The 21,339-nt window shown below is 61.0% G+C and carries 23 protein-coding genes and 1 pseudogene; 9 read left to right on the forward strand and 15 right to left on the reverse strand.

What is annotated here, in order from left to right; genetic code table 11:
• Window positions 1-29 precede the first annotated feature (29 nt).
• From CO660_RS03170 to ruvC, 7 genes and pseudogenes are all read right to left on the reverse strand, one after another.
• Window positions 30-535 (reverse strand): annotated as a pseudogene (locus CO660_RS03170) (NUDIX hydrolase).
• 7 nt (window positions 536-542) lie between these two features.
• Window positions 543-1,445, reverse strand: a complete 903-nt coding sequence (locus CO660_RS03175; protein WP_097597318.1) for a metallophosphoesterase — start codon at window positions 1,443-1,445, stop codon at window positions 543-545.
• Window positions 1,446-2,486, reverse strand: a complete 1,041-nt coding sequence (gene ruvB / locus CO660_RS03180; RefSeq protein WP_097597319.1) for a Holliday junction branch migration DNA helicase RuvB — start codon at window positions 2,484-2,486, stop codon at window positions 1,446-1,448.
• 83 nt (window positions 2,487-2,569) lie between these two features.
• Window positions 2,570-3,184 (reverse strand): Holliday junction branch migration protein RuvA, encoded by a 615-nt coding sequence (gene ruvA, locus CO660_RS03185; protein ID WP_097597320.1) that lies wholly within the window; start codon window positions 3,182-3,184, stop codon window positions 2,570-2,572.
• A 13-nt stretch (window positions 3,185-3,197) separates the two neighbouring features.
• Window positions 3,198-3,614 (reverse strand): type II toxin-antitoxin system VapC family toxin, encoded by a 417-nt coding sequence (locus CO660_RS03190; protein WP_097597321.1) that lies wholly within the window; start codon window positions 3,612-3,614, stop codon window positions 3,198-3,200.
• Window positions 3,595-3,858: an AbrB/MazE/SpoVT family DNA-binding domain-containing protein gene (locus CO660_RS03195; protein WP_097597322.1), complete on the reverse strand. Its 264-nt coding sequence runs from the start codon at window positions 3,856-3,858 to the stop codon at window positions 3,595-3,597. Before CO660_RS03195 ends, CO660_RS03190 begins: the two co-directional genes overlap by 20 nt.
• Before the next feature lie 54 nt (window positions 3,859-3,912).
• On the reverse strand, window positions 3,913-4,422 hold the full coding sequence (ruvC, locus tag CO660_RS03200; protein WP_097597323.1) for a crossover junction endodeoxyribonuclease RuvC: 510 nt from the start codon (window positions 4,420-4,422) through the stop codon (window positions 3,913-3,915).
• A gap of 228 nt (window positions 4,423-4,650) precedes the next feature.
• Between ruvC and CO660_RS03205 the strand changes: the two genes are divergently transcribed.
• Together CO660_RS03205 and CO660_RS03210 are read left to right on the forward strand one after the other, a co-directional pair.
• Window positions 4,651-6,966 (forward strand): methyl-accepting chemotaxis protein, encoded by a 2,316-nt coding sequence (locus tag CO660_RS03205; protein WP_097597324.1) that lies wholly within the window; start codon window positions 4,651-4,653, stop codon window positions 6,964-6,966.
• A gap of 123 nt (window positions 6,967-7,089) precedes the next feature.
• Window positions 7,090-8,091, forward strand: coding sequence for an LLM class flavin-dependent oxidoreductase (locus CO660_RS03210; protein ID WP_097597325.1), 1,002 nt, complete (start codon window positions 7,090-7,092; stop codon window positions 8,089-8,091).
• Window positions 8,092-8,165: 74 nt separating this feature from the next.
• Here CO660_RS03210 and CO660_RS03215 read toward each other — a convergent pair whose 3' ends face one another.
• Entirely contained in the window at window positions 8,166-8,912 is a 747-nt protein-coding gene (locus CO660_RS03215; protein ID WP_085779331.1) for a YebC/PmpR family DNA-binding transcriptional regulator, read from the reverse strand.
• Between the two features lie 116 nt (window positions 8,913-9,028).
• The gene (locus tag CO660_RS03220) at window positions 9,029-9,463 is read right to left on the reverse strand and encodes a DUF6636 domain-containing protein (RefSeq protein WP_097597326.1); all 435 of its coding nucleotides are present in this window, start codon (window positions 9,461-9,463) and stop codon (window positions 9,029-9,031) included.
• 138 nt (window positions 9,464-9,601) lie between these two features.
• Here CO660_RS03220 and CO660_RS03225 point away from each other — a divergent pair, with 138 nt between their 5' ends.
• Window positions 9,602-10,105: a pyridoxamine 5'-phosphate oxidase family protein gene (locus CO660_RS03225; protein WP_097597327.1), complete on the forward strand. Its 504-nt coding sequence runs from the start codon at window positions 9,602-9,604 to the stop codon at window positions 10,103-10,105.
• A gap of 31 nt (window positions 10,106-10,136) precedes the next feature.
• Here the strand turns inward: CO660_RS03225 and CO660_RS03230 are convergent, their stop codons facing one another.
• From CO660_RS03230 to CO660_RS03255, 6 genes are all read right to left on the reverse strand, one after another.
• The gene (locus CO660_RS03230) at window positions 10,137-10,982 is read right to left on the reverse strand and encodes an MBL fold metallo-hydrolase (protein ID WP_097597328.1); all 846 of its coding nucleotides are present in this window, start codon (window positions 10,980-10,982) and stop codon (window positions 10,137-10,139) included.
• A gap of 101 nt (window positions 10,983-11,083) precedes the next feature.
• Window positions 11,084-11,908: a YmdB family metallophosphoesterase gene (locus tag CO660_RS03235; protein ID WP_085779327.1), complete on the reverse strand. Its 825-nt coding sequence runs from the start codon at window positions 11,906-11,908 to the stop codon at window positions 11,084-11,086.
• Window positions 11,909-11,911: 3 nt separating this feature from the next.
• Window positions 11,912-12,499 (reverse strand): 5-formyltetrahydrofolate cyclo-ligase, encoded by a 588-nt coding sequence (locus CO660_RS03240; protein WP_097597329.1) that lies wholly within the window; start codon window positions 12,497-12,499, stop codon window positions 11,912-11,914.
• A 131-nt stretch (window positions 12,500-12,630) separates the two neighbouring features.
• Complete coding sequence (locus CO660_RS03245; protein ID WP_097597331.1) at window positions 12,631-13,551, reverse strand: NAD(P)-dependent oxidoreductase; 921 nt, start codon at window positions 13,549-13,551, stop codon at window positions 12,631-12,633.
• Window positions 13,548-14,372, reverse strand: coding sequence for a glycosyltransferase (locus CO660_RS03250; protein ID WP_097597332.1), 825 nt, complete (start codon window positions 14,370-14,372; stop codon window positions 13,548-13,550). Before CO660_RS03250 ends, CO660_RS03245 begins: the two co-directional genes overlap by 4 nt.
• A 385-nt stretch (window positions 14,373-14,757) precedes the next feature.
• On the reverse strand, window positions 14,758-15,978 hold the full coding sequence (locus CO660_RS03255) for an NAD-dependent epimerase/dehydratase family protein (protein WP_085779324.1): 1,221 nt from the start codon (window positions 15,976-15,978) through the stop codon (window positions 14,758-14,760).
• 162 nt (window positions 15,979-16,140) lie between these two features.
• On the opposite strand from CO660_RS03255, the gene ybgC reads away from it, so the two are divergent.
• From ybgC to pal, 6 genes are all read left to right on the forward strand, one after another.
• The gene (gene ybgC, locus CO660_RS03260; protein WP_097597334.1) at window positions 16,141-16,596 is read left to right on the forward strand and encodes a tol-pal system-associated acyl-CoA thioesterase; all 456 of its coding nucleotides are present in this window, start codon (window positions 16,141-16,143) and stop codon (window positions 16,594-16,596) included.
• 364 nt (window positions 16,597-16,960) lie between these two features.
• Window positions 16,961-17,680: a protein TolQ gene (gene tolQ, locus CO660_RS03265; protein WP_004671617.1), complete on the forward strand. Its 720-nt coding sequence runs from the start codon at window positions 16,961-16,963 to the stop codon at window positions 17,678-17,680.
• A gap of 18 nt (window positions 17,681-17,698) precedes the next feature.
• Entirely contained in the window at window positions 17,699-18,154 is a 456-nt protein-coding gene (tolR, locus tag CO660_RS03270) for a protein TolR (protein ID WP_008536277.1), read from the forward strand.
• An 8-nt stretch (window positions 18,155-18,162) separates the two neighbouring features.
• Window positions 18,163-19,299: a hypothetical protein gene (locus CO660_RS03275; RefSeq protein WP_097597336.1), complete on the forward strand. Its 1,137-nt coding sequence runs from the start codon at window positions 18,163-18,165 to the stop codon at window positions 19,297-19,299.
• A 21-nt stretch (window positions 19,300-19,320) separates the two neighbouring features.
• Window positions 19,321-20,631, forward strand: a complete 1,311-nt coding sequence (tolB, locus tag CO660_RS03280) for a Tol-Pal system beta propeller repeat protein TolB (protein WP_097597461.1) — start codon at window positions 19,321-19,323, stop codon at window positions 20,629-20,631.
• A 152-nt stretch (window positions 20,632-20,783) separates the two neighbouring features.
• On the forward strand, window positions 20,784-21,320 hold the full coding sequence (pal, locus tag CO660_RS03285) for a peptidoglycan-associated lipoprotein Pal (RefSeq protein WP_064804779.1): 537 nt from the start codon (window positions 20,784-20,786) through the stop codon (window positions 21,318-21,320).
• Window positions 21,321-21,339 lie beyond the last annotated feature (19 nt).

The following is a 21,339-nucleotide window of genomic DNA, read 5'->3' on the forward strand; positions in this document are numbered from 1 at the left end:
TCCTCTTTCAGCACTCCGGAATGTTTGTGTCAGTCATCGAGATTGCCGTCGCGCCAGACGAGATGACGTGGTGCCCCGGGCAGGTTCTCGATTTCATCAGCGATGAAATAGGGCGGGATGTCGAGCGCGGTCAGGGCCGCGCGCGTTGCCGGCACCCATTTGAATTCGAGATGGTTGTCGCCATCTTCGACGCGATGAATGATCTCATGCGGCTGAAAGGGAAATTCCGCCGGGATTTCCATCAGATAATAGAAGCCGAGTTCATGCCAGTCGCGTTGTTCGTAGTGGAAAAAGTTCTCGACGATCCAGAGCAGGCGCAAGACGGGGACCGTGAGGCCAAGCTCCTCCATCATCTCGCGTTTCAGCGTTTCCTCCGACGTCTCGCCGATTTCGCCCGACCGCCCGGAAAGGTCCAGAAGGGCTCGTGCACGGCGCGATGAACAAGCACGTGCCCATCGCGAAAGCCGAGGCCGGCAATGCGGTAGTTGAAACGCGCAGCACCCTGAGTCAGGCGGATGGGAGTGCGCTTGCTCATGTCGTTCTTATCCGAGATCGATTACGACGATTTCCGGTGGTACGCCGAAGCGGACAGGAGCAATGGAGCAGCCGAGCCCACCGGAAACGATGATATTACGCCCCTCCTCGACGATATGGCCATAGGCGTAGCGATCGCCGTAGCGCGACGGGACAATCGGTGAACGACCGAAGAAGCGGATCTGTCCGCCATGGGTGTGACCCGAGAGCGTCACCGAGACGCGCTCGGGCACGCGGGGAAATATATCGGGCTCATGGGCAAGTAGGATGACGGGCGCGTCATCAGTGACCTGAGCCATCGTTCCATCGAGATCGTCGAGGCCGGTCATGCGCGTGCGACCCCATTTCCTGCCCGGGAGCAGCGCCAGCTGATCTTCGAGCCCTGCGAGCCAGAAGCCGCGGCCATCCTTTTCGAGCCGGACGGCGCGGTTGCTGTAGACAGGGATGCCGACATCGGCAAGAGCCCGGTGCCCGAAGGTTTCCATCCCGCCGTTCTTCTGGGCGGTCCTGTCTTCCCACCAGTCGTGATTGCCCATGATTGCGTGGACGCCGAGTGGTGCCTGGAGTGCGGCCAGCGCCTTGGACCATTGGCTCGAATGCACGTACTGCGTCACCATGTTCATGCCCGATGCATAATCGCCGAGCAGGACGGTCACGTCGCCTTCGAGTTCGTTGGCCCGGTGGCAGATCGAGGTAATGCGGTTTGCCGACATCCAGGGTTCGCAGGCATGGATATCGGCGAGTGCCACAACGCGAAGCTTCAGCCCCGATGTCCATCCCGGCGGCGTCAGTCGGTAGCGGGCGATGCCGAGCCGCGCCAGCGGTTCATAGGCGAAGGCATAACCGCCGAGGGCCATGACCCCTGCGACACCCCCACCAAGAACCTTGAAAAATCCGCGGCGGGTGATCACTCAGTCGTCCTCCTGGAACAGCCGGAACTGGGCAGCCTCCATCTCCTTGGGCGGTTGCATTCCCAGATGTTTCCACGCGATTGCGGTCAGAACGCGGCCGCGCGGCGTACGCTGAATGAAACCCTGCTGGATCATGTAGGGCTCGATAATGTCCTCGATCGCGTCGCGCGGTTCCGAAAGGCCGGCGGCGATGGTTTCGATGCCGACCGGGCCGCCGCCGAAATTGACGGCGATCATGTTGAGGTAACGTTTGTCGAGCTGATCGAAACCGACATTGTCGACCAGCAGGCGGGTCAGCGCTTCGTCGGCGATCTCGCGGGTGACGGCCTCGGCCCTTGCCACTTCGGCGAAATCACGCACGCGCCGCAGCAGCCGGCCGGCAATGCGCGGCGTACCGCGGGCGCGCCTGGCGATCTCGCGGGCGCCTTCTTCGGTCATCGGCAGGTTCATCAGCCGCGCGCCGCGGCGCACGATCAGCTCCAGTTCCTCGAAGGTATAGAAGCTGAGCCGCACCGGGATGCCGAAACGATCGCGCAGCGGTGTCGTCAGCAGGCCGAGGCGGGTAGTGGCGGCGACAAGCGTGAATTTCGAGAGGTCGATCTTCACCGAGCGCGCGGCAGGGCCTTCCCCGATAATGAGGTCGAGCTGGTAATCCTCCATCGCGGGATAGAGGATTTCCTCGACGGCGGGATTGAGGCGGTGGATCTCGTCGATGAAGAGCACGTCACGCTCCTCGAGATTGGTGAGCAGGGCGGCGAGGTCGCCGGCCTTGGCAATGACGGGACCGGATGTCGATCGGAAGTTGACACCGAGCTCCTTGGCCATAATCTGCGCCAGCGTCGTCTTGCCGAGGCCCGGCGGGCCGACGAACAGCACATGGTCCAGCGCCTCGCCGCGGTTTTTCGCCGCCTCGATGAAGATCTTGAGATTGGCGCGCGCCTCAGCCTGGCCGGTGAACTCGTCCAGCGATTGCGGGCGTAGGGTGACATCAAGGTCTTCACCCCGCTTTTCCGGCGATATCAGGCGGGCGGGTTCGCTCATGCTCTCATTCCGTTTTGAAACCTGTTACAGCAATACACCAAAAGTCAGCTGCCTCGACATCCATTCCTAGGTTTTTCCGATCTTCACCGTGCCAGTTCTTTCAATCCGAGCCTGATCAGCTTGGCGCTGTCTGCGCCTTCGCCGGCCGTTTTCAATGCCGAGGCGACGGCATTCGCAGCCTGATCTCTGCTGTAGCCGAGATTGGTCAGCGCGGACACTGCATCGGCAATCGGTGCGGCGGCGACACCTTCGCCGAGTTCCTGCTTGAGGGCGATATTGATCGCTTCCCCGGCATAGGCGGGCGCGCGATTCTTCAGTTCGGTGACGAGGCGCATTGCCACTTTCGGACCGACACCCGGTGCGCGCGACACTGCGGCGCGGTCCTGCAGGGCGATCGCATTGGCAAGTTCGCTCGGCGTCAGCGTCGAGAGCACGGCGAGCGCCACCTTGGCGCCGACGCCCTGGACGCTCTGCAGCAGGTTGAACCATTCCCGCTCCAGTGCGGTCATGAAGCCGAAGAGCTTCAGCTGATCCTCGCGAACATAAGTCTCTATGAACAGTACGCAGGCCTCGCCGGCCGAGCCGAGCTTCGACAGCGTTCGGGCCGAGCAATAGGCGACGTAGCAGACGCCGTGCACATCGACGAGCACGTAGTCTTCGCCGATCTCGTCTATAGTGCCTTTCAGCTTGCCGATCATGGGTCGCGGTCTCTCAAGGGTGCGTTTGGGGAGAAATGATGTCCAATTCTGGGAAATAGGAGCGGTAGCGCGCGCCATCGCGTGTCAGAAGACGATGCGATCGAACGACGGCGTGCGCACCGATGAAAAAATCCGGCAGGGTGCGCTCGCGCAGGCCGCCGCTCCTCCGGTACTGTGCGTGCGCCATGCCGGCCCGATAAGCGGCGGAAAACGGCAGGGCCTCGCGGATCAGGTTTAACCGTGACAGCAGAAACGCAAGCGTTTCCTCGCGCGAGGTCATGCTTGCCAGCTCCGCCCAGACGACGGGTGTCATGATGAATTGTGAATCCGGGCGCAATGCGCTCAAGGCACGTGCGGACCATTGACTGAAAGGATTGTCCGGGCCGAAGATATCGATGAAGATGTTCGTATCAACCAGGACTGAGATCATCGCGTGGTCCCCTCAGCCATTCCATGAACTCATCGGTCGTCATGCCGTTGGTGTCGAAAGTGCCGCTCATGCTGCCGAGCCAGGATTCAAAATCGTCCTGCGATGATTCCGTGCGGCTGGACAGAACGACTAGGCGGGCGCCCTTTTCATCAGCAATGAAATCAACCTCGGATCCCGGGCCGATCTTCAAGCGATCCCTGATGTCCTTGGGAATGGTCACCTGGCCTTTTTCGGTCACGCGCATGGTAATACCTCCGCGGTATTACTTATCATGGGAAAAGAACAGGTCAAGAACGAATTAACCGGCCAGCGCTTGACGCATCCGGTGGCCGCCGCGATTGTGAGCATGACAAATTGCGATCGCCAAGGCGTCGGCGGCGTCATTACCTTTGAATTCGACCTTCGGCATCAGGATCTTCAACATCATGTGAATCTGCTGCTTTTCGCCGTGACCGACACCGATGACCGCCTTCTTCACCGCGTTCGGGGCATATTCGGAAACCGGCAATCCAGCGCGCGCCGGCACTAGCATGGCGATGCCGCGGGCCTGGCCGAGCTTCAGGGTCGCCACCGCGTCCTTGTTGACGAAGGTTTGTTCGACGGCGGCTTCATCTGGCTGGTAGCTATGGACGATGTCGGCCAACCCATCATGCAACTGGCAGAGGCGGGAGGCGAGATCCATCTCGCCATCTGAGGTCACCGTCCCTGAGGCCACGAATTTCAGGGAATTGCCTAATGTGTCGATGATTCCCCAGCCAGTGCGGCGAAGACCGGGATCGATACCGATGATGCGAATCGTATTTTGCATGGTTCAACTTATAGCGATTGCAAAATAAGTGCCATCGATATGTGAACAAAACAAAAACATCGTTGTTTTCGGATGCGCCATTTACCGCGAATTAAAAGAGATGCCTGAATTCTTGTTCGTCGAATGTGCGTGGGGCTTCGTTCCGCAAGAATAAGCCCCCGATATTCTGTTGAGGTCAGCCGGCCGCGCGCCCAGGCTGGCAGGCGCCGTTCAGAGGGTTCGTCGTATATGGCTCAGAGATTTCAATCCCTGTCCTTCAAGGTCATTGCCACATTCATCCTGATGACCGTGCTGTCGATCGCGGTCATCGATGTGCTCGCCTATTTCGCCAGCAGCCGCATCTCCGACGAGCAGGCGCTGAAGGCCAAGGAGAGCGTGCTGATCTTCCGTGGCGACATGCTGCAGGACCAACTGGTGCAGCTCGAGAACCAAGCCAATTCCATCGCGCGCATCGAGGCGCTGCAGATGTCGATCACCAGCTTGAAGAGCGGCTGGAAGACAATCCAGAAGACTTCGGGGGATGCCCGCGCCGAGCTGAAGAAGGTTTTTATCACGGGCAATCCCAACCCGGCAGACCAGCGCGAGAAGCTGATGAAGCCGGAAGGGCCGAGCGGGTTCTATTATTCAAACCATGAGCAGACGCAGGGCGAAGTTGCCCGTGACCTCGAAAACACCGCTTTCAGCGATCTGCTGATCGCCGATCTCGACGGTAGCGTACTCTATTCCTACAAGAAGGACGACGACTTCGCGGAGAATCTGAAGTCGGACGCCTGGAAGACAACCGGCGCCGGCGTCGCTTTCGCCAAGGCGATCGAGAATGCCGCCAAGGCGACGGATGACGCCGCACCGACGGGCTTCTCCGGCCTCCGTGTCGATGCGGCAAGCGGCAAGCCCGCGATCTTCTATGCCGTGCCGATCGTCAAGCTCGGAGCGGCCAAGGGCATTATCCTGTTCAAAGTGCGCGACGACATCATCTCGAGCATCCTTGCCAAGGGCATCGTCCAGGGCAGCACCGCGCGGGCTGCGATCGTCGCCAGCGATGGCTCCGCTATCGCCCTCGAAGCCGGCGGCAAGCTTGCGACGCTCGATGCCACCCCCTTCACCTTCATCAAGGACGCGCTTGCCAGCTCCGCGATGACCGTGGCCGATTTCGACAGGGCGGATGGCGCGGCCCGTGCCTATGTCCGCGGCATCGACTATCGTGGCGACCGCTTTCTCGTGGTCGAGAGCGTGCTGCTCAGCGAGCTCAATGCCGGCTCGATCGAAATCGCCACTTTGCTGACGATGATTGGCTTGGGTGTGCTCGTCGTCATGGCGGTCGCAACCGGACTCGTCACGAATTTCCTGTTTTCGCCGCTGGCGCGGCTCGCCGGTGTGACTCGCGACGTCGCCGACGGCAAGCTCGACAGCGAGATCGGCAGCCTGAACCGCAAGGACGAGATCGGCACGATGGCGAAAGCGCTTGCCCGCTTCCGGCAGTCGCTGATCGAAGGCCGCGAACTCGAAGCGGCGAGCGAAGAGACACGCCTGCAGGCCGAACAGGAGCGCCAGCAGAATCTCGCAGAACGGGAGGCCGAGGCGAAGTCGCTGCAGCAGGTGGTGGAAGCGCTCGATGAGGGTCTGCATCATCTGGCAAGCGGCGATCTCGCCTACCAGATCGACACCCGCTTCCCGAACGAGCTCGAAAGCCTGCGCGTCAATTTCAACGACGCGCTTGCAACGCTCAGCGAAACTATGACGGCGATCGGCGGCAACTCGATGGCGGTGCGTGCCGGCTCCGAGGAGATGCGCACCGGCGCCGACGAGCTTGCCGGGCGCACCGAACGTCAGGCCGGGTCGATCACCGAGACGGCGAATGCGATCAGCGCCATTACCCAGTCCGTTCGCCGTCAGATCGAGCGGGCAGAACAGGCTGAGCGTATCGCCCGAGACGCCAAGACGGAGACGACCGGCTCCGGCCAGATCATGCGTGAGACGATTGCGGCGATGGAGGCCATCCAGACTTCATCGCGCCAGATCAACACCATCATATCGGTTATCGACGACATCGCCTTCCAGACCAATCTTCTGGCGCTGAACGCTGGCGTTGAGGCGGCCCGCGCGGGGGAATCGGGCAAGGGCTTTGCCGTCGTCGCCATGGAAGTCCGGGAGCTCGCCCAGCGCTCATCGAGTGCGGCAAAGGAGATCTCCAGCCTGCTGCAGAAGTCCACGCATGAGGTCGAAAGCGGTGTCGCGCTGGTCGAGAAGGCCGGCGTTGCCCTTACCGGCATCGGCGCCCACGTAGAGGCGATCAACGGCCAGATCAACGAGATCATGGAATCGACCCGCGACGAAGCCAATACGCTGCGCGAGATCAACAATGCAGTGGCCGAACTCGACGCGATGACGCAGCAGAACGCCTCAATGGTCGAGGAGACAACGGCGGCGATCCACCGCCTGGCGACGGAAGCTCTGGAAATGGACCGCCAACTCGGCAATTTCACGCTGCCGCAGGGGCACCACAGACCGAGCGCCGAGGTGCATGTGTTGCGCCGTCACCGGTGAGGCATCGCTTGCAATATTCGACCAGAGCCGCCTTCGCGCGGCCCTTTGTTTGCGTGCATGGTTTGGAATGGGGCGGGCGCCAACCTACATAGACGGGATCCTTCAACTGCCCGGCAGGTTTCCATGGTTCCCTTCTCCATACTCGACCTTTCTCCCATTGCCGAAGGCAGCACCGTGCGCCAGTCGCTCGAAAGCTCTGCGCGGATGGCTCAGAAGGCTGAAGAGTTCGGTTACAAGCGCTTCTGGCTAGCCGAGCATCATGGCATGCCGGGCATCGCCAGTGCTGCGACCGCCGTTGTCATCGGCCATGTCGGGGCTGCGACAAAACGCATCCGCATCGGCTCCGGCGGCATCATGCTGCCCAATCATTCGCCGCTCGTCATCGCCGAGCAGTTCGGCACGCTGGAGGCGCTCTTTCCCGGCCGCATCGATCTCGGCCTGGGACGGGCGCCGGGAACGGACATGCGCACGGCACAGGCGTTGCGGCGCAACCTCGAGGCCGGCGCGAACAGCTTCCCGAATGACGTGGTGGAATTGCAGCAGCTGCTGGGCACGCCGGTCGAGAACCAGGCGATCCTCGCGGTCCCAGGCAATGGTTCGCATATCCCGATCTGGCTGCTCGGCTCCAGCCTCTACAGCGCCCAGCTTGCCGCCATGCTGGGACTTCCCTATGCCTTTGCTTCGCATTTCGCTCCCGACATGCTGCTCGACGCCATCGCGATCTATCGCGACCGCTTCCAGGCCTCGGCGGCGCTCGACAAGCCCTATGTAATGGTCGGCGTCATGGGCGCTATGGCGGCGACGGACGAGGAGGCGCGCTACCATTTCACTTCCGCCCAGCAGCAGTTCGTCAACCTACGCCGCAATGTCCGCGGCCCGTTTCCGCGCCCTGCCACTGATATGGAAGGCTTCTGGTCGCCGATGGAAAAGATGAACGTCGAACACACGCTGCGTTATGCCGTGGTGGGCTCGCCGGCGACGGCGGAGGCGAAGCTGACGGAGTTCCTCCGGGAGACTCAGGCTGACGAGGTGATCATCTCGATGCCGATCCATGACATCGAGGCGCGGCTGAGGTCGGTGGAACTGTTTGCCAGTCTGGGAAACTTCATGCGGACCGCCGCGTAGCATCACGGTAGCATCCCGAAAAAGCAGAAAACCCGGCGCAGAGGCCGGGTTTCTATTGATGATCGTGCGGAAACTCAGGCGGAGAGCTTGGCCAGAACCTCTTCCGAGACTTCGAAGTTGGAATAGACATTCTGCACGTCGTCGTCGTCTTCGAGCGAGTCGATGAGCTTCATTAGCGACTGTGCTTTTTCCTCGTCCACCGGCACGTTGTTCTGGGCGCGCCAGACAGCCTTGACGGTTTCGGCTTCGCCGAGGCTTGCCTCCAGGGCTTTCGACACTTCGCCAAGGGCTTCGAAAGCGCAGGTGATGTAATGGCCCTCTTCGTCGGTCTCGACGTCATCAGCGCCGGCTTCGATCGCGGCTTCCATTACCTTGTCGGCGTCGCCTGCGGAAAGTTTGTAGGTGATTTCGCCGACATGATCGAAGGAGAAGGAAACGGAACCGGTTTCTCCGAGGGCGCCGCCTGCCTTCGTGAAGATCGAGCGGACGTTGGAGGCGGTGCGGTTGCGGTTGTCGGTCAGGGCTTCGACGATGATCGCCGTGCCGCCCGGACCATAACCCTCGTAGCGGACTTCATCATAGTTTTCGCTGTCGGCGCCAGCTGCCTTCTTGATGGCGCGGTCGATGTTGTCCTTCGGCATGGACTGGGCCTTGGCGTTCTGGATTGCCAGGCGAAGACGGGCGTTCATCGTCGGGTCGGGCAGGCCGGCCTTGGCGGCAACGGTGATTTCGCGCGCAAGCTTGGAGAACATTTTCGACCGCACGGCATCCTGACGGCCTTTGCGGTGCATGATGTTTTTAAACTGTGAATGGCCAGCCATGGCACCCCTGTTCACGTCTCATTGTTCGGAATGGGCCGCCTTATAAGAGCGAAACGGCACCCATTCAAGGAAAAAGCAGTGGATTTGTCGCATGATGCACGGGGTTGCTGCCGTTCTCAGTCAACTTTCAGCCGCTTGCGGCTAGCGAAGAAACCATGCCCGTCCTGCCGTCGGCAGCGCACCTCTTCGGTGCCGGAGGTGCAGGAATAAGGCCCGCCCTTCCAGCTATCTCCATAGTCGAGCACATGCTCGTCGCTGCAGCAGGCGGCGTCTCCGACCATCTTGAAGGTATAGGCCTTGCCGCTCGCACCGAGGATGAGGCGGACGTAGAGCGGCTCAATGCGATCGCAAGCAAGTTCCGGCCCGCCGTCTTCTGGCACATACATTTCGACGCCGCCCTTTGGTGTATAGACACAGCCGATATTTCTTGTGGGCGTGACGAAGACGATCTGACCGTTCTGGTCGGGTTTGAACGTCTTTTCCGCTGCAAGGCAGGCAGGTGCATAGGCTGCGCAGAAGATCAAAGTCAGAATCGAATGTCCTGCTCGCATTGCTGATCCTCCGCCGGTCAGGTGCACTATCGCATATTTCCCTGCGCTGAAAAGACGGCGCCGCCCGCTGCTGGCGGACGGAACAAAGGCAGGAGGATGACGTTTCAACCGAACTCCACCCAACGGAAAGGAACGGTCATGGCAAGTCTCAGCGAGGCGCGGGAGCAACCAGCACGTCAGCTTTGGGATCAGGTCAACGGTGTTCATGCCGGCATGCTCGGAATTTCCGGGCTTGATATGCACATGCAGCCGATGGCGCCGCATGCCGATCCCACCACCAACACGATCTGGTTCTACACAAAAACCGACGCCGACATCGTGCGCGCCATCAAACCCGGTAGCCGCGCGCATTTCTGCGTCATCGGCAAGGATCACGATTATCACGCCTGCCTTTCCGGCGTCATCGAGGTACGCCCCGACCCGTCCAAGATCGAGGAATATTGGAGTTCGATGGTGGCGGCCTGGTATGACGGCGGCAAGAAAGACCCGAAACTCACCATGCTTTCCCTGCATGTCGATGATGCCGAGATCTGGGTTTCGACAGGCAGCACGCTAAAATTCGGTTGGGAGATCGCCAAGGCCAATCTGGACGACGACAAGATGCCCGAGGTCGGCGTCAAACGCCACCTACAATTTGCTTGATCAGCAAGGTTTGGAGGGGCCCCGCCGGCTTTTACTGCACCCCCTTCATCACATAGATCAGCGGCTTCCTGGGAAGCGTGCGCATGGAAACGGTGAGGCTGTCATCAGGCGCATAAGTGATATCGAAGTCCTTTCCGAACATGGAGACGAAGGCATTGACCGGCGGGCCACGGCGGTGCATCGGCAGGATCAGCGACGAGCGTAGCCGCTTGATGACGCGGCTCATGCTGTCGGCACCCATGGTCAGGCCGCCGTCGACGGGCACCATGACGACGTCAAGGCGGCCGATTTCGGTATAATGGCTATCAGTCAGCTCGTAGTGCAGATGGCCGAGATGGCCGATGCAGAGACCGGCAATCTCGAAGATGAAAATCGAGTTTCCATCCTCCTGCGACCCGCCGATGCCGTAGTTGAAGCGGATATCGGTCGTGACGTTGCGGATATAGGCATCGCCGACGACGAGATTGATGCTGGCCTTCTCGCCCGGCACGTCGCTCCAGCCGTGGAGCACATGCTTGATGTCGGGCTCAGGCGTCAGGGTGAAGTGGGTCGTATGAGCCTTGTTCATCGTGACGACATCGGGGGTCGTCGCCGGCTTGTACCAGCCATTATAATCCGTCGCGATAATGATGCCGCCGGGGGTCTCGATTTCGAAGGTGGAATGGCCGAGATAGGTAAATCTAACATTCTCGCCTTCGGATACAGCCGGCATCGGCGCCGGGGCGACGGAGAAACTGGCGAAGGTCGCCCTGGGCATATTCTCGGCGATCACGTGGCATTGGCTGGCTCGCCGGCGCTGCTCCTGTGCCTCGGCGGGATCTGATGCGGCGAAGGCCGTCAAGCATGTGATAGCGAGGATGAGATAATGCGGCTTCATGCCACTTCCTCCGGCGCTTTCATTGAGCGGCGGAGGATGCGTCATGAGGTCGCAGCGGTCCAGAGCCGCGATGCTCACAATTGCGTGTTGGAGCGGCTGGATTATCGCCAGAACTCCGGCACCGTCTCGGCCAAACGCGGCCCGAGCCGAAGCGGCGCGATTTTTTCGGCCAGTCCGGTGGCATCGGAAATCTCCACGCCGACGCCGCAGATCGTCGCCGGGCCGCTTGCCGCCTCCATGCGGCCCTTCGGCATCTTGGAGATGAAGCGGTTGAGCGGCTCCTCCTTGTCCATGCCGAGGGAGGAGTCGTAGTCGCCGCACATGCCGGCATCCGACATATAGGCGGTGCCGCCGTTCAGGATCTGCGCATCGGCGGTCGGCACATGGGTGTGGGTGCCGACGACGAAACTGGCGCGGCCGTCGACGAAATGGCCGAAGCATTGCTTCTCGCTGGTCGCTTCTGCATGAAAATCGAAGACGATTGCATCGGCCTGCTCTTTCAGCGGGCAGGCATCGAGGATCGCTTCCGCCGATTTGAAGGGGTCGTCGAGTTCCGGATGCATGAAGACGCGGCCCATGACATTGGCAACGAGCACCCGCGCACCGTTCCTGGCATAGAAAAGGCCGGAGCCGCGCCCGGGCGTGCCTTGCGGATAATTGGCCGGCCGCAGGAACTGATCGTGCCGCCCGGCAAAGGCGACGGCTTCCTTCTGGTCCCAGACGTGATTGCCGGTCGTCACCACATCGGCGCCGGCATTGATCGTTTCGAGAAAGATGTCCTCGGTGATGCCGAAACCGCCGGCGGCATTCTCGCCGTTGACGACGACAAAGTCGAGCCTGAGGTCGGAGATCAGGCCGGGGAGGCGGTCCCAGACCGCCGTGCGTCCCGTCTTGCCGACCATGTCACCCAAAAAAAGCAGCCGCATTCCCTATCCAATCCAAGAGGCAAAAAAGCGAAGGCCGCTTTCTGTCAGGATGGCATCCAGGCTTATGTCATGCGGCTCGTCGGGCACATGTGCCACTTCCTGGCAGTCGAATGCAATGCCGATCAGCTTGGGGTGCAGGCCTTTCTCTCTGAGCCGGCTGATGGCGCGGTCGTAGTGGCCGGCGCCGTAGCCGATGCGGTGGCCTCTGACATCGAAAGCCGAAAGCGGCACCAGCATGATCTCGGGATCGAGGACGGCGGCATGCTCGGTTGGGCCGACCGTGCCGAAACCGGTAGCGACAAGCGGTGCGCCTTCCGCCAATTCGCGAAAGACGATGGTCTGCTTGTCGAGGATCGCCGGCACGCAGAGCCGCGCGCCGCGTGCTGCAAAGCGCGACATCAGCGGCCTGAGATCGGCCTCCGACCGGATCGGCAGGAAGCCGGAGATGATCGTGCACGGCTCGAAGGCGACCGCCTCGCCGGCGTGATCGGCCATTGCAAGGCTTTTGGAGATGCGCTCTTCAGGAGCGATGGCGTCGCGGGCGGCCAGCCGTTCGTTGCGCAGCTGCGCTTTCAGTTCTTTTGCGGTCATTCGATCTGCCGGATTGAGAGGTCTAACCGAGCATAGCCGGCTGGAGACCCGATGCAAATGCCGGCTGCGACAGGGCTGCACCCGTTTCACGTCGTATCACCGTGCGTTTACCGATCGTCAGACGAGGATGCCTATCGATACTGCGCAGATTCGTGCCGCGGCGACACCGGCAAGGCGGCCGCCAGCAACCGCATCGTTTCCTCGAACAGAGGAGTTCCACCTGGCAGCCAGCCGAGCGCACGGATTTTCGCCGTGTTCATCGGATTGAGGGCAGCCTTGTCGGCGGGGGGCGGCAAAACGTGGGGACAGCTCGTTTCACGGCGGATAGCCGCGAGAATGTCGCGCGTGTCGACTGTTATGTCCGATATGTTGAAGACTTCGCCCGAGATGCGGGTGCTTTCCGTCTCCAGCATCAGCCGCACCGCGCGGCCGAGGTCGCGACCATGAACCTCCGTCCCGGCGCGAGCAGCGACCGGCCGGCCGGCGAGATAATCGGCGACGAGGCCATCCCATTTGTTCGGTGGGAGATCGCCATAGACACCAGTTGCCCTCAGGCTTACACCGGCAAAACCCGGCGTCGAGAGATGGCTGAGCGCGCCTTCGGCGTCGAGTTTCACCTGGCCGTAGAGCGTCTCCGGTTTTGGAAGCATCGTTTCGACAAGCTCGGTTCCCGGCGGTTGGTCGCCATAGGCAGCGCGGCTGGACAGGAAGACGCAACGGCGCGTGCCGGCGCGTTTGGCCGCTTCGAAGAGCCGGACGGTGCCGTCGAGGTTCAATCTGTGGAAGCTCTCGGGATCCTCGCCCTCGCCGCCGCGATATTTGCCGGGAACATGGCTGAAGGCGGCGTGCACGAAGAAGTAAGCGTCGTCGAAGACGTCGATCTGATCCTTGTCGGGATCGAGGGAGAGTGCTGCGAACTCGACCGGGCGAGAGAAGAAACGCGGCAGCGGCGCCCGGCGTCCGCCGACAATCACCTGATAGCCGGCGGCCAACAGCTCCTCGACGACGTACCGGCCGACGAGACCCGTTCCGCCGGATACCAATACTTTCATGCCGTCCCTTCCGGATTTCCCAGCGCCGTGATCTGAGGCAAGTCGCCATTATCGTGTATATTGTGCCACAGGTCGATCAATGGTTGTAGTTGTTTTGCCTTTGGATGATCCTTTTCCCACGGTTTTTCATACTGATAGTGCACGATCGAAATGCTCTTCCAGTCCCAAAGCTCCGGCATGGTGAACCATACATATTGCAGCATGTTGAAATAGACCGGTAGGCCGTGCCATTCCGGGAAGAACGTCTGCAGAAAGGTCTGGTCGGTGCGTCGCCAGAAAGCCTCGGACCTGTCGAGCCTTTCGAGCATTTTCCCGAATGTGTCATGCGACGGCGTGGCGACGAAGACGCCGGAATTCAAGCGGCGAAAGTCGGCGAGACTTTCATAGACGTTGGGAGCGGCAGAAAATTCCGGATAGAGGAAGAGCCTGTCGACGTTCTTCAGCACCAGGGCGTCGGCATCGATGAAGACGCAGCGCTCATACTTCACCAGCTGCCAGAGCCTGAGCTTGCAGAAATTGTCGAGCGGCGAATGGAACTCCGGCTTGCGGCCTTTAGTGAAGGGGGCTGCAGAATGGAGATGGCCGCGGGCGTGGCGCTCGTTGAAGGCATCGGAAAGCGGCAAGTGCTCGACCTCAACGAGTTGGCAACCGAGCGCGTTCAGAGGAGCGAGGGCGGCCACATCGACGCCGCCGGTGTGCAGGACGACGATATCGGCATTGGTACCGGTTCGGCGAAGCGACCTCACCAGTGCGGTGGCGCCCATAGCGTAGTCAGCATTGGTGACGAGGGTGACGTAGGCGAAGACGGGCGAGCGGTTCATCGGATTTGACTGCCCCGATAAATCTCGCTTCGGCGAAAGAGAGACGGCAAGGCGTTGCTACGCGTCTCTTCTCCCCAGCGGGGAGAAGGTGCCGGCAGGCGGTTGAGGGGGTGAGCGACGACAGGAGCGAATGCTCTGAGCACGAGCAAAAGGCAATGTATGGCGTGCCGTGTGGCCCCCTCATCCGACCCTGCGGGCCACCGCCCGGGGCCGAGCCGCGGGTCTCGACCCGTCCTTTGGACCCCCGCTCGGGAGAAGAGGGAGCAAGCCGCGACCTTTCCTCTTTGGCGAGTCCAAATGAGATGCCGGCCCTTGGTTGAACCGACGTGATGTGGGGAAGTTTTCGGGTCGGCCGATAACCCTCTGGCGTTCGTCATCTCAGCGCTCACGACACAGACTTCAGCCGCTTGCCTTCCGGATCGTGATTGAGCGTCGCGGCAATGTCTTTAGTCCAGGCGGAGACGGCCGGCACGCGAGAGCGGTCGACGCGATAGGCGAATTTCTTCGCCACGTCGACGATTTCGCCCAGCAGCCCGGCTTCCAGCGTGGTCGGTTCAAGGCCAAGGTCGAGGAACTTTTCGTTCCGGACGATCAGCTCGTTTTCGGCAGCCTCCTTGCGCGGGTTGGGCAGCCAAGCGATCTTGGCGCCGCTCATCCTGGCGATCATCTCGGCGAGGTCTCGCACCCGGTGGGTTTCCGTCATTTGATTGAAGATCTCGACGCGGGCGCCGCGGACGGGCGGGTTCTTCAGCGCCAGCTCGATGCAGCGCACCGAATCCTGGATGTGGATGAAGGCGCGGGTCTGGCCGCCGGTGCCGTGCACCGTCAGCGGATAACCGATCGCTGCCTGAATGAGGAAACGGTTCAGCACCGTGCCGTAATCGCCGTCGTAATCGAAACGGTTGATCAGCTGCGCGTGGCGGCGCGTCTGCTCGGTATGCGTGCCCCAGACGATGCCTTGGTGCAGGTCGGTGATTCGCAAGCCGTCGTTCTTGGCGTAGAATTGGAAGAGAAGCTGATCCAGGCACTTGGTCATGTGGTAGATCGAGCCCGGATTGGAGGGGTAGAGAATCTCCTGGCTGACCGTTTCGCCGTCCACGGTTTCAACGCCGACCGGCAGATAGCCTTCGGGGATGGCTGCACCGACCGTCGAATAGCCATAGACGCCCATGGTGCCGAGATGGATGAGGTGGGCGTCGAGATTGAGATCGGTCAGCGCGTTCAGGAGGTTGTGCGTGGCACTGACATTGTTGTTGACCGTGTAGTTCTTGTGGCGGTCGCTCTTCATCGAATAGGGCGCGGCCCGCTGTTCGGCAAAATGGATGATCGCGTCCGGCCGGTGTTCCGAAAGCCATTTCTTCAGAAGTTCGTAATCCCTAGCGAGATCGATCAGATTGAAGTGGATACGGCGCCCGGTTTCTGCGTGCCAGATGCGCGTGCGCTCCTGGATCGAATCCATCGGGGTGAGCGACTGCACGCCGAGTTCGGTGTCTATCCAGCGGCGCGAGAGATTGTCGAGGATATGGATGTCATGACCGGCATCGGAAAGGTGGAGCGAGGTGGGCCAACCAATGAAACCGTCTCCGCCCATAACCGCAATCTTCATCGCATCGTCTCCTGATCGGTCGCTATTATCGGGAATAGTTAGGAATTATGACAATCATTCAATGCCTGCCGGCGGCGCATTCCATGCCGGACGGCCCGGCATTCAATGCTTGCCTGCCGCCAAGCGTTGCGCCAAAGAGGGCACCTCACTTTGGAGAAAATTATGACCGAACGCCCTTTTTCCATCTCGGGAGAGCTGACGGAGGCCGGACATCGCCTCGTTCAGCGGGTCTATTATGAAGATACGGATTTCTCCGGCCTCGTCTATCACGCCCGCTACCTGCATTTCCTCGAGCGCGGCCGCACCGATTATCTGCGCTGCCTCGGCGTCGAGCAGCGCGAGCTCGTCAGCGCCGATGAAGAAGGCCTCGTCTTCGTCGTCCACCGCATGGAGATCGACTTCAAGAGCCCCGCGCGCATGGATGACGTGCTGACGATCCTGACGCATACTGAAAAGGCCGGAGGCGCCAAGATGGTGCTCAACCAGCAGATCCGGTCAGGCGAAACTCTGCTGATTGCAGCCAAGGTGATCATCGCCGTCATCAACGCCAAGGGGCGGCCGCGGCGGCTGCCGGAAACGCTGGCGGCAAGGTTCCTGGAAGGCAGCCGGCCGCTGTAGTTCCGAATCGGCCTTGTCAAAACTTGAACTTTATGTGAAGGAATTCCCGCGCCGCAGGATGAGCGCTCTTTCGGCAGCCGGACCATGCTCCGGGCAAGTAATCCATGGAACAAAACCTTCCGAACACAGGCTTGCTGTCATAGTCCGGCACTAACGATCTATTAACCATAATAGTGTCTTACTGGGAAAGTCGGAGTTTGTGCGGTGCACGCCTTCCTTTGACCAAATTTGACGGCAAGAAGGCGGAAGAAGAGCTTGGAAGCTTGACCAGGGCTTTGGGCGGCGGTCGCCGGACACTTCTTGCGAGATCATTTTGTGCCGCCCGGTCCAGCGCCGGGCGTTTGGATTCGGGGATTTTGGATCAATGGAACAAGTAGGATTGGCAGCAGCCACGACGGACGTCAGCCTCTGGTCGCTTTTCATGCAGGCCGGCATCGTCGTCAAGCTCGTCATGCTCGGGCTCATCGCGGCCTCGGTCTGGACGTGGGCGATCGTCATCGACAAGTATCTGGCCTATGGCCGCGCAAGGCGCCAGTTCGACAAGTTCGAGCAGGTTTTCTGGTCGGGCCAGTCGCTGGAAGAACTCTATCGTTCGCTGTCCGAACGCAACAACACCGGCCTGGCGTCGATCTTCGTCGCAGCCATGCGCGAATGGAAGAAATCCTTCGAACGCGGCGCCCGCTCGCCGATCGGCCTGCAGATGCGTATCGACCGCGCCATGGACGTGACGCTCGCCCGTGAAACCGAATATCTCGGCGCCCGTTTGGGATCACTCGCCACCATCGGTTCAGCCGGCCCGTTCATCGGCCTCTTCGGCACGGTCGTCGGCATCATGACCTCGTTCCAGGCGATCGCCGGCTCGAAATCGACGAACCTCGCGGTGGTCGCACCCGGTATCGCTGAAGCATTGCTCGCCACCGCGATCGGCCTCGTCGCCGCTATTCCGGCCGTCATCGCCTACAACAAGTTCTCTGCCGATGCCGGGAAGCTCTCGGCGCGCATGGAGGGTTTCGCGGACGAATTCTCCGCCATCCTTTCGCGCCAGATCGACGAGAAGCTGCAGCCGCGCGCTGCCGCTCAGTAACCAACGGAGTATTCTCACATGGGTATGGCTGTTGGAGGCAATGGCGGCGGAGGCGGCGGACGCCGCCGTCGCGGCGGTCGGAACAAGGCCGTGATCTCCGAAATCAACGTGACGCCGCTCGTCGACGTCATGCTCGTGCTTTTGATCATCTTCATGGTCGCGGCGCCGATGATGACCGTCGGCGTGCCGATCGACCTGCCGGAAACGCAGGCTAAGGCGTTGAATTCCGAGACGCAGCCGATCACGATCTCGGTCAAGAACTCCGGCGAAGTCTACCTGCAGGAAACTCCCATCCCGGCCGCCGAGATCGCCGCCAAGCTCGAGGCGATCGCTACCACCGGCTACAATGAACGCATCTTCGTGCGCGGCGACGCGACGGCGCCTTATGGTGTCATCGCCGACGTGATGGCTCGCATCCAGGGGGCCGGTTTCAAGAATATCGGCCTCGTGACGCAGCAGAAGAAGGACCAATAGCGTTCAAGATGAAGACTAGCGTCGTCACATCTGCTGTTCTGCATTGCCTGGTGCTCACCTGGGCGATGGTGTCGCTGAGTGCGCCAGAATCCTTCAAGGTCGAGGATTTCGAGGCGATGCCGGTCGATCTCGTGCCGGTGGAATCCATCACCCAGATGCAGCAGGGCGACAAGAAGGCTCCGAAGAAGGAGACGTCCGCCCCGGTACCGACGACACGGCCGCCGATCGCGCAGCCTGCGGAAAATGCCGGCGACAACAATGCGGATCTGAAGACGCCGCCGGTCCCGAACGCCAAGCCCAGCAACAGCGAAGCTGCGGCGGCGAATTCGAGCGAGAAGCCACTGCCGACAATCGATCCCAAGCCGAACGACGTCAAGGAAGTCAACAAGGAAGAGACCGAGGTCGAGCAGCCGAAGGAAGTCGCTTCCATTCCGACGCCGAAACCGGTCGAGGTAACGCCGCCGAAGCCGGAGGAGAAGCCGCCGGAAGAGCAGGCCAAGCCGGAAGAGCCGCCGAAGCCGGATGCCGAGGCGCTGCCTGATAATGTGCCTACCCCTGTCGCGAAACCTCAGGTGAAGCCACCGGAACCGCAAAAGCCCGCCGAAAAGCCGCCGGAAAAGGCGCAGGATCAGCCGAAGACCGCTGACAAGCCGACCGAGAAGAAGAAGGCGGACCAGAAGCAGGAAACGGCGAAATCGGCTTCGTCGATGAAAAGCGATTTCAATGCGGATGAGATTTCCGCCTTGCTGAACAAAACCGACCCTTCCGCCGGCGGCGCCAAGCGCTCGACGCAGGAGGCATCGCTGGGAGCCAAGAAGAGCAATGGCGGTTCCAAGCTGTCCATGAGCGAGATGGACGCCCTGAAGAGCGCCATCGCCGGCAACTGGACTGTCATTCCCGGCATGGAAGGCATGAGCGACGTTCGCATCAAGGTCCACATGAACCTTGACCAGGATGGCAATATTGTCGGCGAGCCGGAGGTCGAGGCAGTCGGTGGTGATAACGAGTCGACGCGCCGGGCGCTCGCCGGCGGCGCCTATCGCGCCATCATGAAATCGGCACCTTTCTCCTCCCTTCCAAAAGACAAATACGATGCCTGGAGCGAAGTCGTCGTTAACTTCGACCCGAGTGATCTGGGAATTTAAATGCTGAAAGGCTTTTACTCCATGAACAAATGTTCTTTCTTCCGGGCGATCGCCGTCGCTGCCGGTCTCATGACCATTGCTGTGTTCGCGACACCGGCGAATGCGCTGGTCGAGATTAACATCAACAAGGGCAACGTCCAGCCATTGCCGATTGCTGTGACCGATTTCCTGCAGGGCGATATGGGCGCACAGGTCTCCCAAGTTATCGCTGCGGACCTTCAGCGTTCCGGCCTTTTCGCGCCGATCAACAAGAGCGCCTTTATTGAGAAGATTTCCAACCCGGACGCGGCGCCGCGGTTCGAAGATTGGAAGGTCATCAACGCGCAGGCATTGGTGACCGGCCGCGTTACTCAGGAAGCCGACGGCCGCCTTCGCGCCGAATTCCGTCTCTGGGATACGTTCGCCGGCCAGCAGATGACCGGTCAGCAGTTCTACACCCAGCCGGAGAACTGGCGCCGTGTCGCCCATATCATCGCCGACGCGATCTATAAGCAGATCACCGGCGAAGAGGGTTATTTTGACACCCGCGTCGTCTTCGTCTCCGAATCCGGCACCAAGCAGCAGCGCAAGCGCCAGCTGGCGATCATGGACCAGGACGGTTTCAACGTGCGGACGCTGACCGACGGCAGCGATCTCGTGTTGACGCCGCGCTTCTCGCCGAGCCGGCAGGAAGTCACCTACATGTCCTTCGCCAACCAGCAGCCGCGCGTCTACCTGCTGCAGCTCGAAACCGGGCAGCGTGAAATCGTTGGCAACTTTCCCGGCATGACCTTCTCGCCGCGTTTTTCGCCTGATGGCCAGAAGGTGATCATGAGCCTCCAGCAGGAAGGCAATTCCAACATCTATACGATGGACCTGCGCTCGCGCACGACGACGCGGCTGACCTCGACGGCGGCGATCGACACCTCGCCCTCCTATTCGCCTGACGGTGCCCGCATCAGCTTCGAAAGCGACCGAGGTGGCAAGCCGCAGATCTACGTGATGAACGCCGATGGCTCGGGCCAGACCCGCATTTCCTTCGGTGATGGCTCCTATTCGACGCCGGTCTGGTCGCCGCGCGGCGATCTCATCGCCTTCACCAAACAGTCCGGCGGCAAGTTCTCCATCGGCGTGATGAAGCCAGATGGCTCGGGCGAGCGCATCCTGACGTCCGGCTTCCACAATGAAGGCCCGACCTGGGCGCCGAACGGCCGGGTGCTGATGTTCTTCCGCCAAGCGGCAGGCGCGGGTGGCCCGCAACTCTATTCGATTGATCTGACCGGTTACAACGAGCAGCTGGTCAAGACGCCGAGCTATGCTTCCGACCCGGCCTGGTCGCCGCTGCTGGAGTAGCGAGTGCATCACTGCCTTTATGTCGCCTCAAAGTCGTGGAAACCGGGCGACACGGGACAAATCAGTAAACTGTTAACCATAATCTTTGAGGGGCGGTTAACCGAGTGCGGTTACTGTCCGGAAACCCTGATGAACTCGCAAGGAGACCGGCCATGAGCCGAATTCATACCCCGGCACTGAGCCGCATGCAGAATTTCGCCCGCAACCCCGTCATGATCGCGCTCGTCGCCGGTCTCGCGCTTGCGGGTTGCGCCAACAAAAAGAACGGCGGCATGCCGAACAGCGCCGGCGACATGGGTCTCGGCGCAGGCGCCGCGACGCCGGGCTCGACCCAGGACTTCACGGTCAATGTCGGCGACCGCATCTTCTTCGATACCGACTCCACGTCGATCCGCGCCGATGCCGCTCAGACGCTCGACCGTCAGGCACAGTGGCTCGGTCGTTACCCGAACTACCAGATCACCGTTGAAGGCCATGCCGACGAACGCGGCACCCGCGAATACAACCTCGCACTCGGCGCCCGTCGCGCTGCTGCCACCAAGGACTACCTCGCTTCGCGCGGCGTTCCGGCACAGCGCATGAAGACGATCTCCTACGGCAAGGAACGTCCGGTCGCCGTCTGCGACGATATTTCCTGCTGGTCGCAGAACCGCCGCGCGGTCACCGTGCTCGGCGGCGCCGGCATGTAATCTTCGGATATCATTCGTT

Source organism: Rhizobium sp. L9, from assembly GCF_002531885.1.
GTDB lineage: Bacteria > Pseudomonadota > Alphaproteobacteria > Rhizobiales > Rhizobiaceae > Rhizobium.

What these genes read in the sequence shown, in the direction of transcription:
- ruvB (WP_097597319.1), bottom strand. Translation starts at nt 2,486, where the DNA reads ATGAGCGAACCCGCCCGCCTGATATCGCCGGAAAAGCGGGGTGAAGAC.
- ruvA (WP_097597320.1), bottom strand. Translation starts at nt 3,184, where the DNA reads ATGATCGGCAAGCTGAAAGGCACTATAGACGAGATCGGCGAAGACTAC.
- CO660_RS03190 (WP_097597321.1), bottom strand. Translation starts at nt 3,614, where the DNA reads ATGATCTCAGTCCTGGTTGATACGAACATCTTCATCGATATCTTCGGC.
- CO660_RS03195 (WP_097597322.1), bottom strand. Translation starts at nt 3,858, where the DNA reads ATGCGCGTGACCGAAAAAGGCCAGGTGACCATTCCCAAGGACATCAGG.
- ruvC (WP_097597323.1), bottom strand. Translation starts at nt 4,422, where the DNA reads ATGCAAAATACGATTCGCATCATCGGTATCGATCCCGGTCTTCGCCGC.
- CO660_RS03205 (WP_097597324.1), top strand. Translation starts at nt 4,651, where the DNA reads ATGGCTCAGAGATTTCAATCCCTGTCCTTCAAGGTCATTGCCACATTC.
- CO660_RS03210 (WP_097597325.1), top strand. Translation starts at nt 7,090, where the DNA reads ATGGTTCCCTTCTCCATACTCGACCTTTCTCCCATTGCCGAAGGCAGC.
- CO660_RS03215 (WP_085779331.1), bottom strand. Translation starts at nt 8,912, where the DNA reads ATGGCTGGCCATTCACAGTTTAAAAACATCATGCACCGCAAAGGCCGT.
- CO660_RS03220 (WP_097597326.1), bottom strand. Translation starts at nt 9,463, where the DNA reads ATGCGAGCAGGACATTCGATTCTGACTTTGATCTTCTGCGCAGCCTAT.
- CO660_RS03225 (WP_097597327.1), top strand. Translation starts at nt 9,602, where the DNA reads ATGGCAAGTCTCAGCGAGGCGCGGGAGCAACCAGCACGTCAGCTTTGG.
- CO660_RS03230 (WP_097597328.1), bottom strand. Translation starts at nt 10,982, where the DNA reads ATGAAGCCGCATTATCTCATCCTCGCTATCACATGCTTGACGGCCTTC.
- CO660_RS03235 (WP_085779327.1), bottom strand. Translation starts at nt 11,908, where the DNA reads ATGCGGCTGCTTTTTTTGGGTGACATGGTCGGCAAGACGGGACGCACG.
- CO660_RS03240 (WP_097597329.1), bottom strand. Translation starts at nt 12,499, where the DNA reads ATGACCGCAAAAGAACTGAAAGCGCAGCTGCGCAACGAACGGCTGGCC.
- CO660_RS03245 (WP_097597331.1), bottom strand. Translation starts at nt 13,551, where the DNA reads ATGAAAGTATTGGTATCCGGCGGAACGGGTCTCGTCGGCCGGTACGTC.
- CO660_RS03250 (WP_097597332.1), bottom strand. Translation starts at nt 14,372, where the DNA reads ATGAACCGCTCGCCCGTCTTCGCCTACGTCACCCTCGTCACCAATGCT.
- CO660_RS03255 (WP_085779324.1), bottom strand. Translation starts at nt 15,978, where the DNA reads ATGAAGATTGCGGTTATGGGCGGAGACGGTTTCATTGGTTGGCCCACC.
- ybgC (WP_097597334.1), top strand. Translation starts at nt 16,141, where the DNA reads ATGACCGAACGCCCTTTTTCCATCTCGGGAGAGCTGACGGAGGCCGGA.
- tolQ (WP_004671617.1), top strand. Translation starts at nt 16,961, where the DNA reads ATGGAACAAGTAGGATTGGCAGCAGCCACGACGGACGTCAGCCTCTGG.
- tolR (WP_008536277.1), top strand. Translation starts at nt 17,699, where the DNA reads ATGGGTATGGCTGTTGGAGGCAATGGCGGCGGAGGCGGCGGACGCCGC.
- CO660_RS03275 (WP_097597336.1), top strand. Translation starts at nt 18,163, where the DNA reads ATGAAGACTAGCGTCGTCACATCTGCTGTTCTGCATTGCCTGGTGCTC.
- tolB (WP_097597461.1), top strand. Translation starts at nt 19,321, where the DNA reads ATGAACAAATGTTCTTTCTTCCGGGCGATCGCCGTCGCTGCCGGTCTC.
- pal (WP_064804779.1), top strand. Translation starts at nt 20,784, where the DNA reads ATGAGCCGAATTCATACCCCGGCACTGAGCCGCATGCAGAATTTCGCC.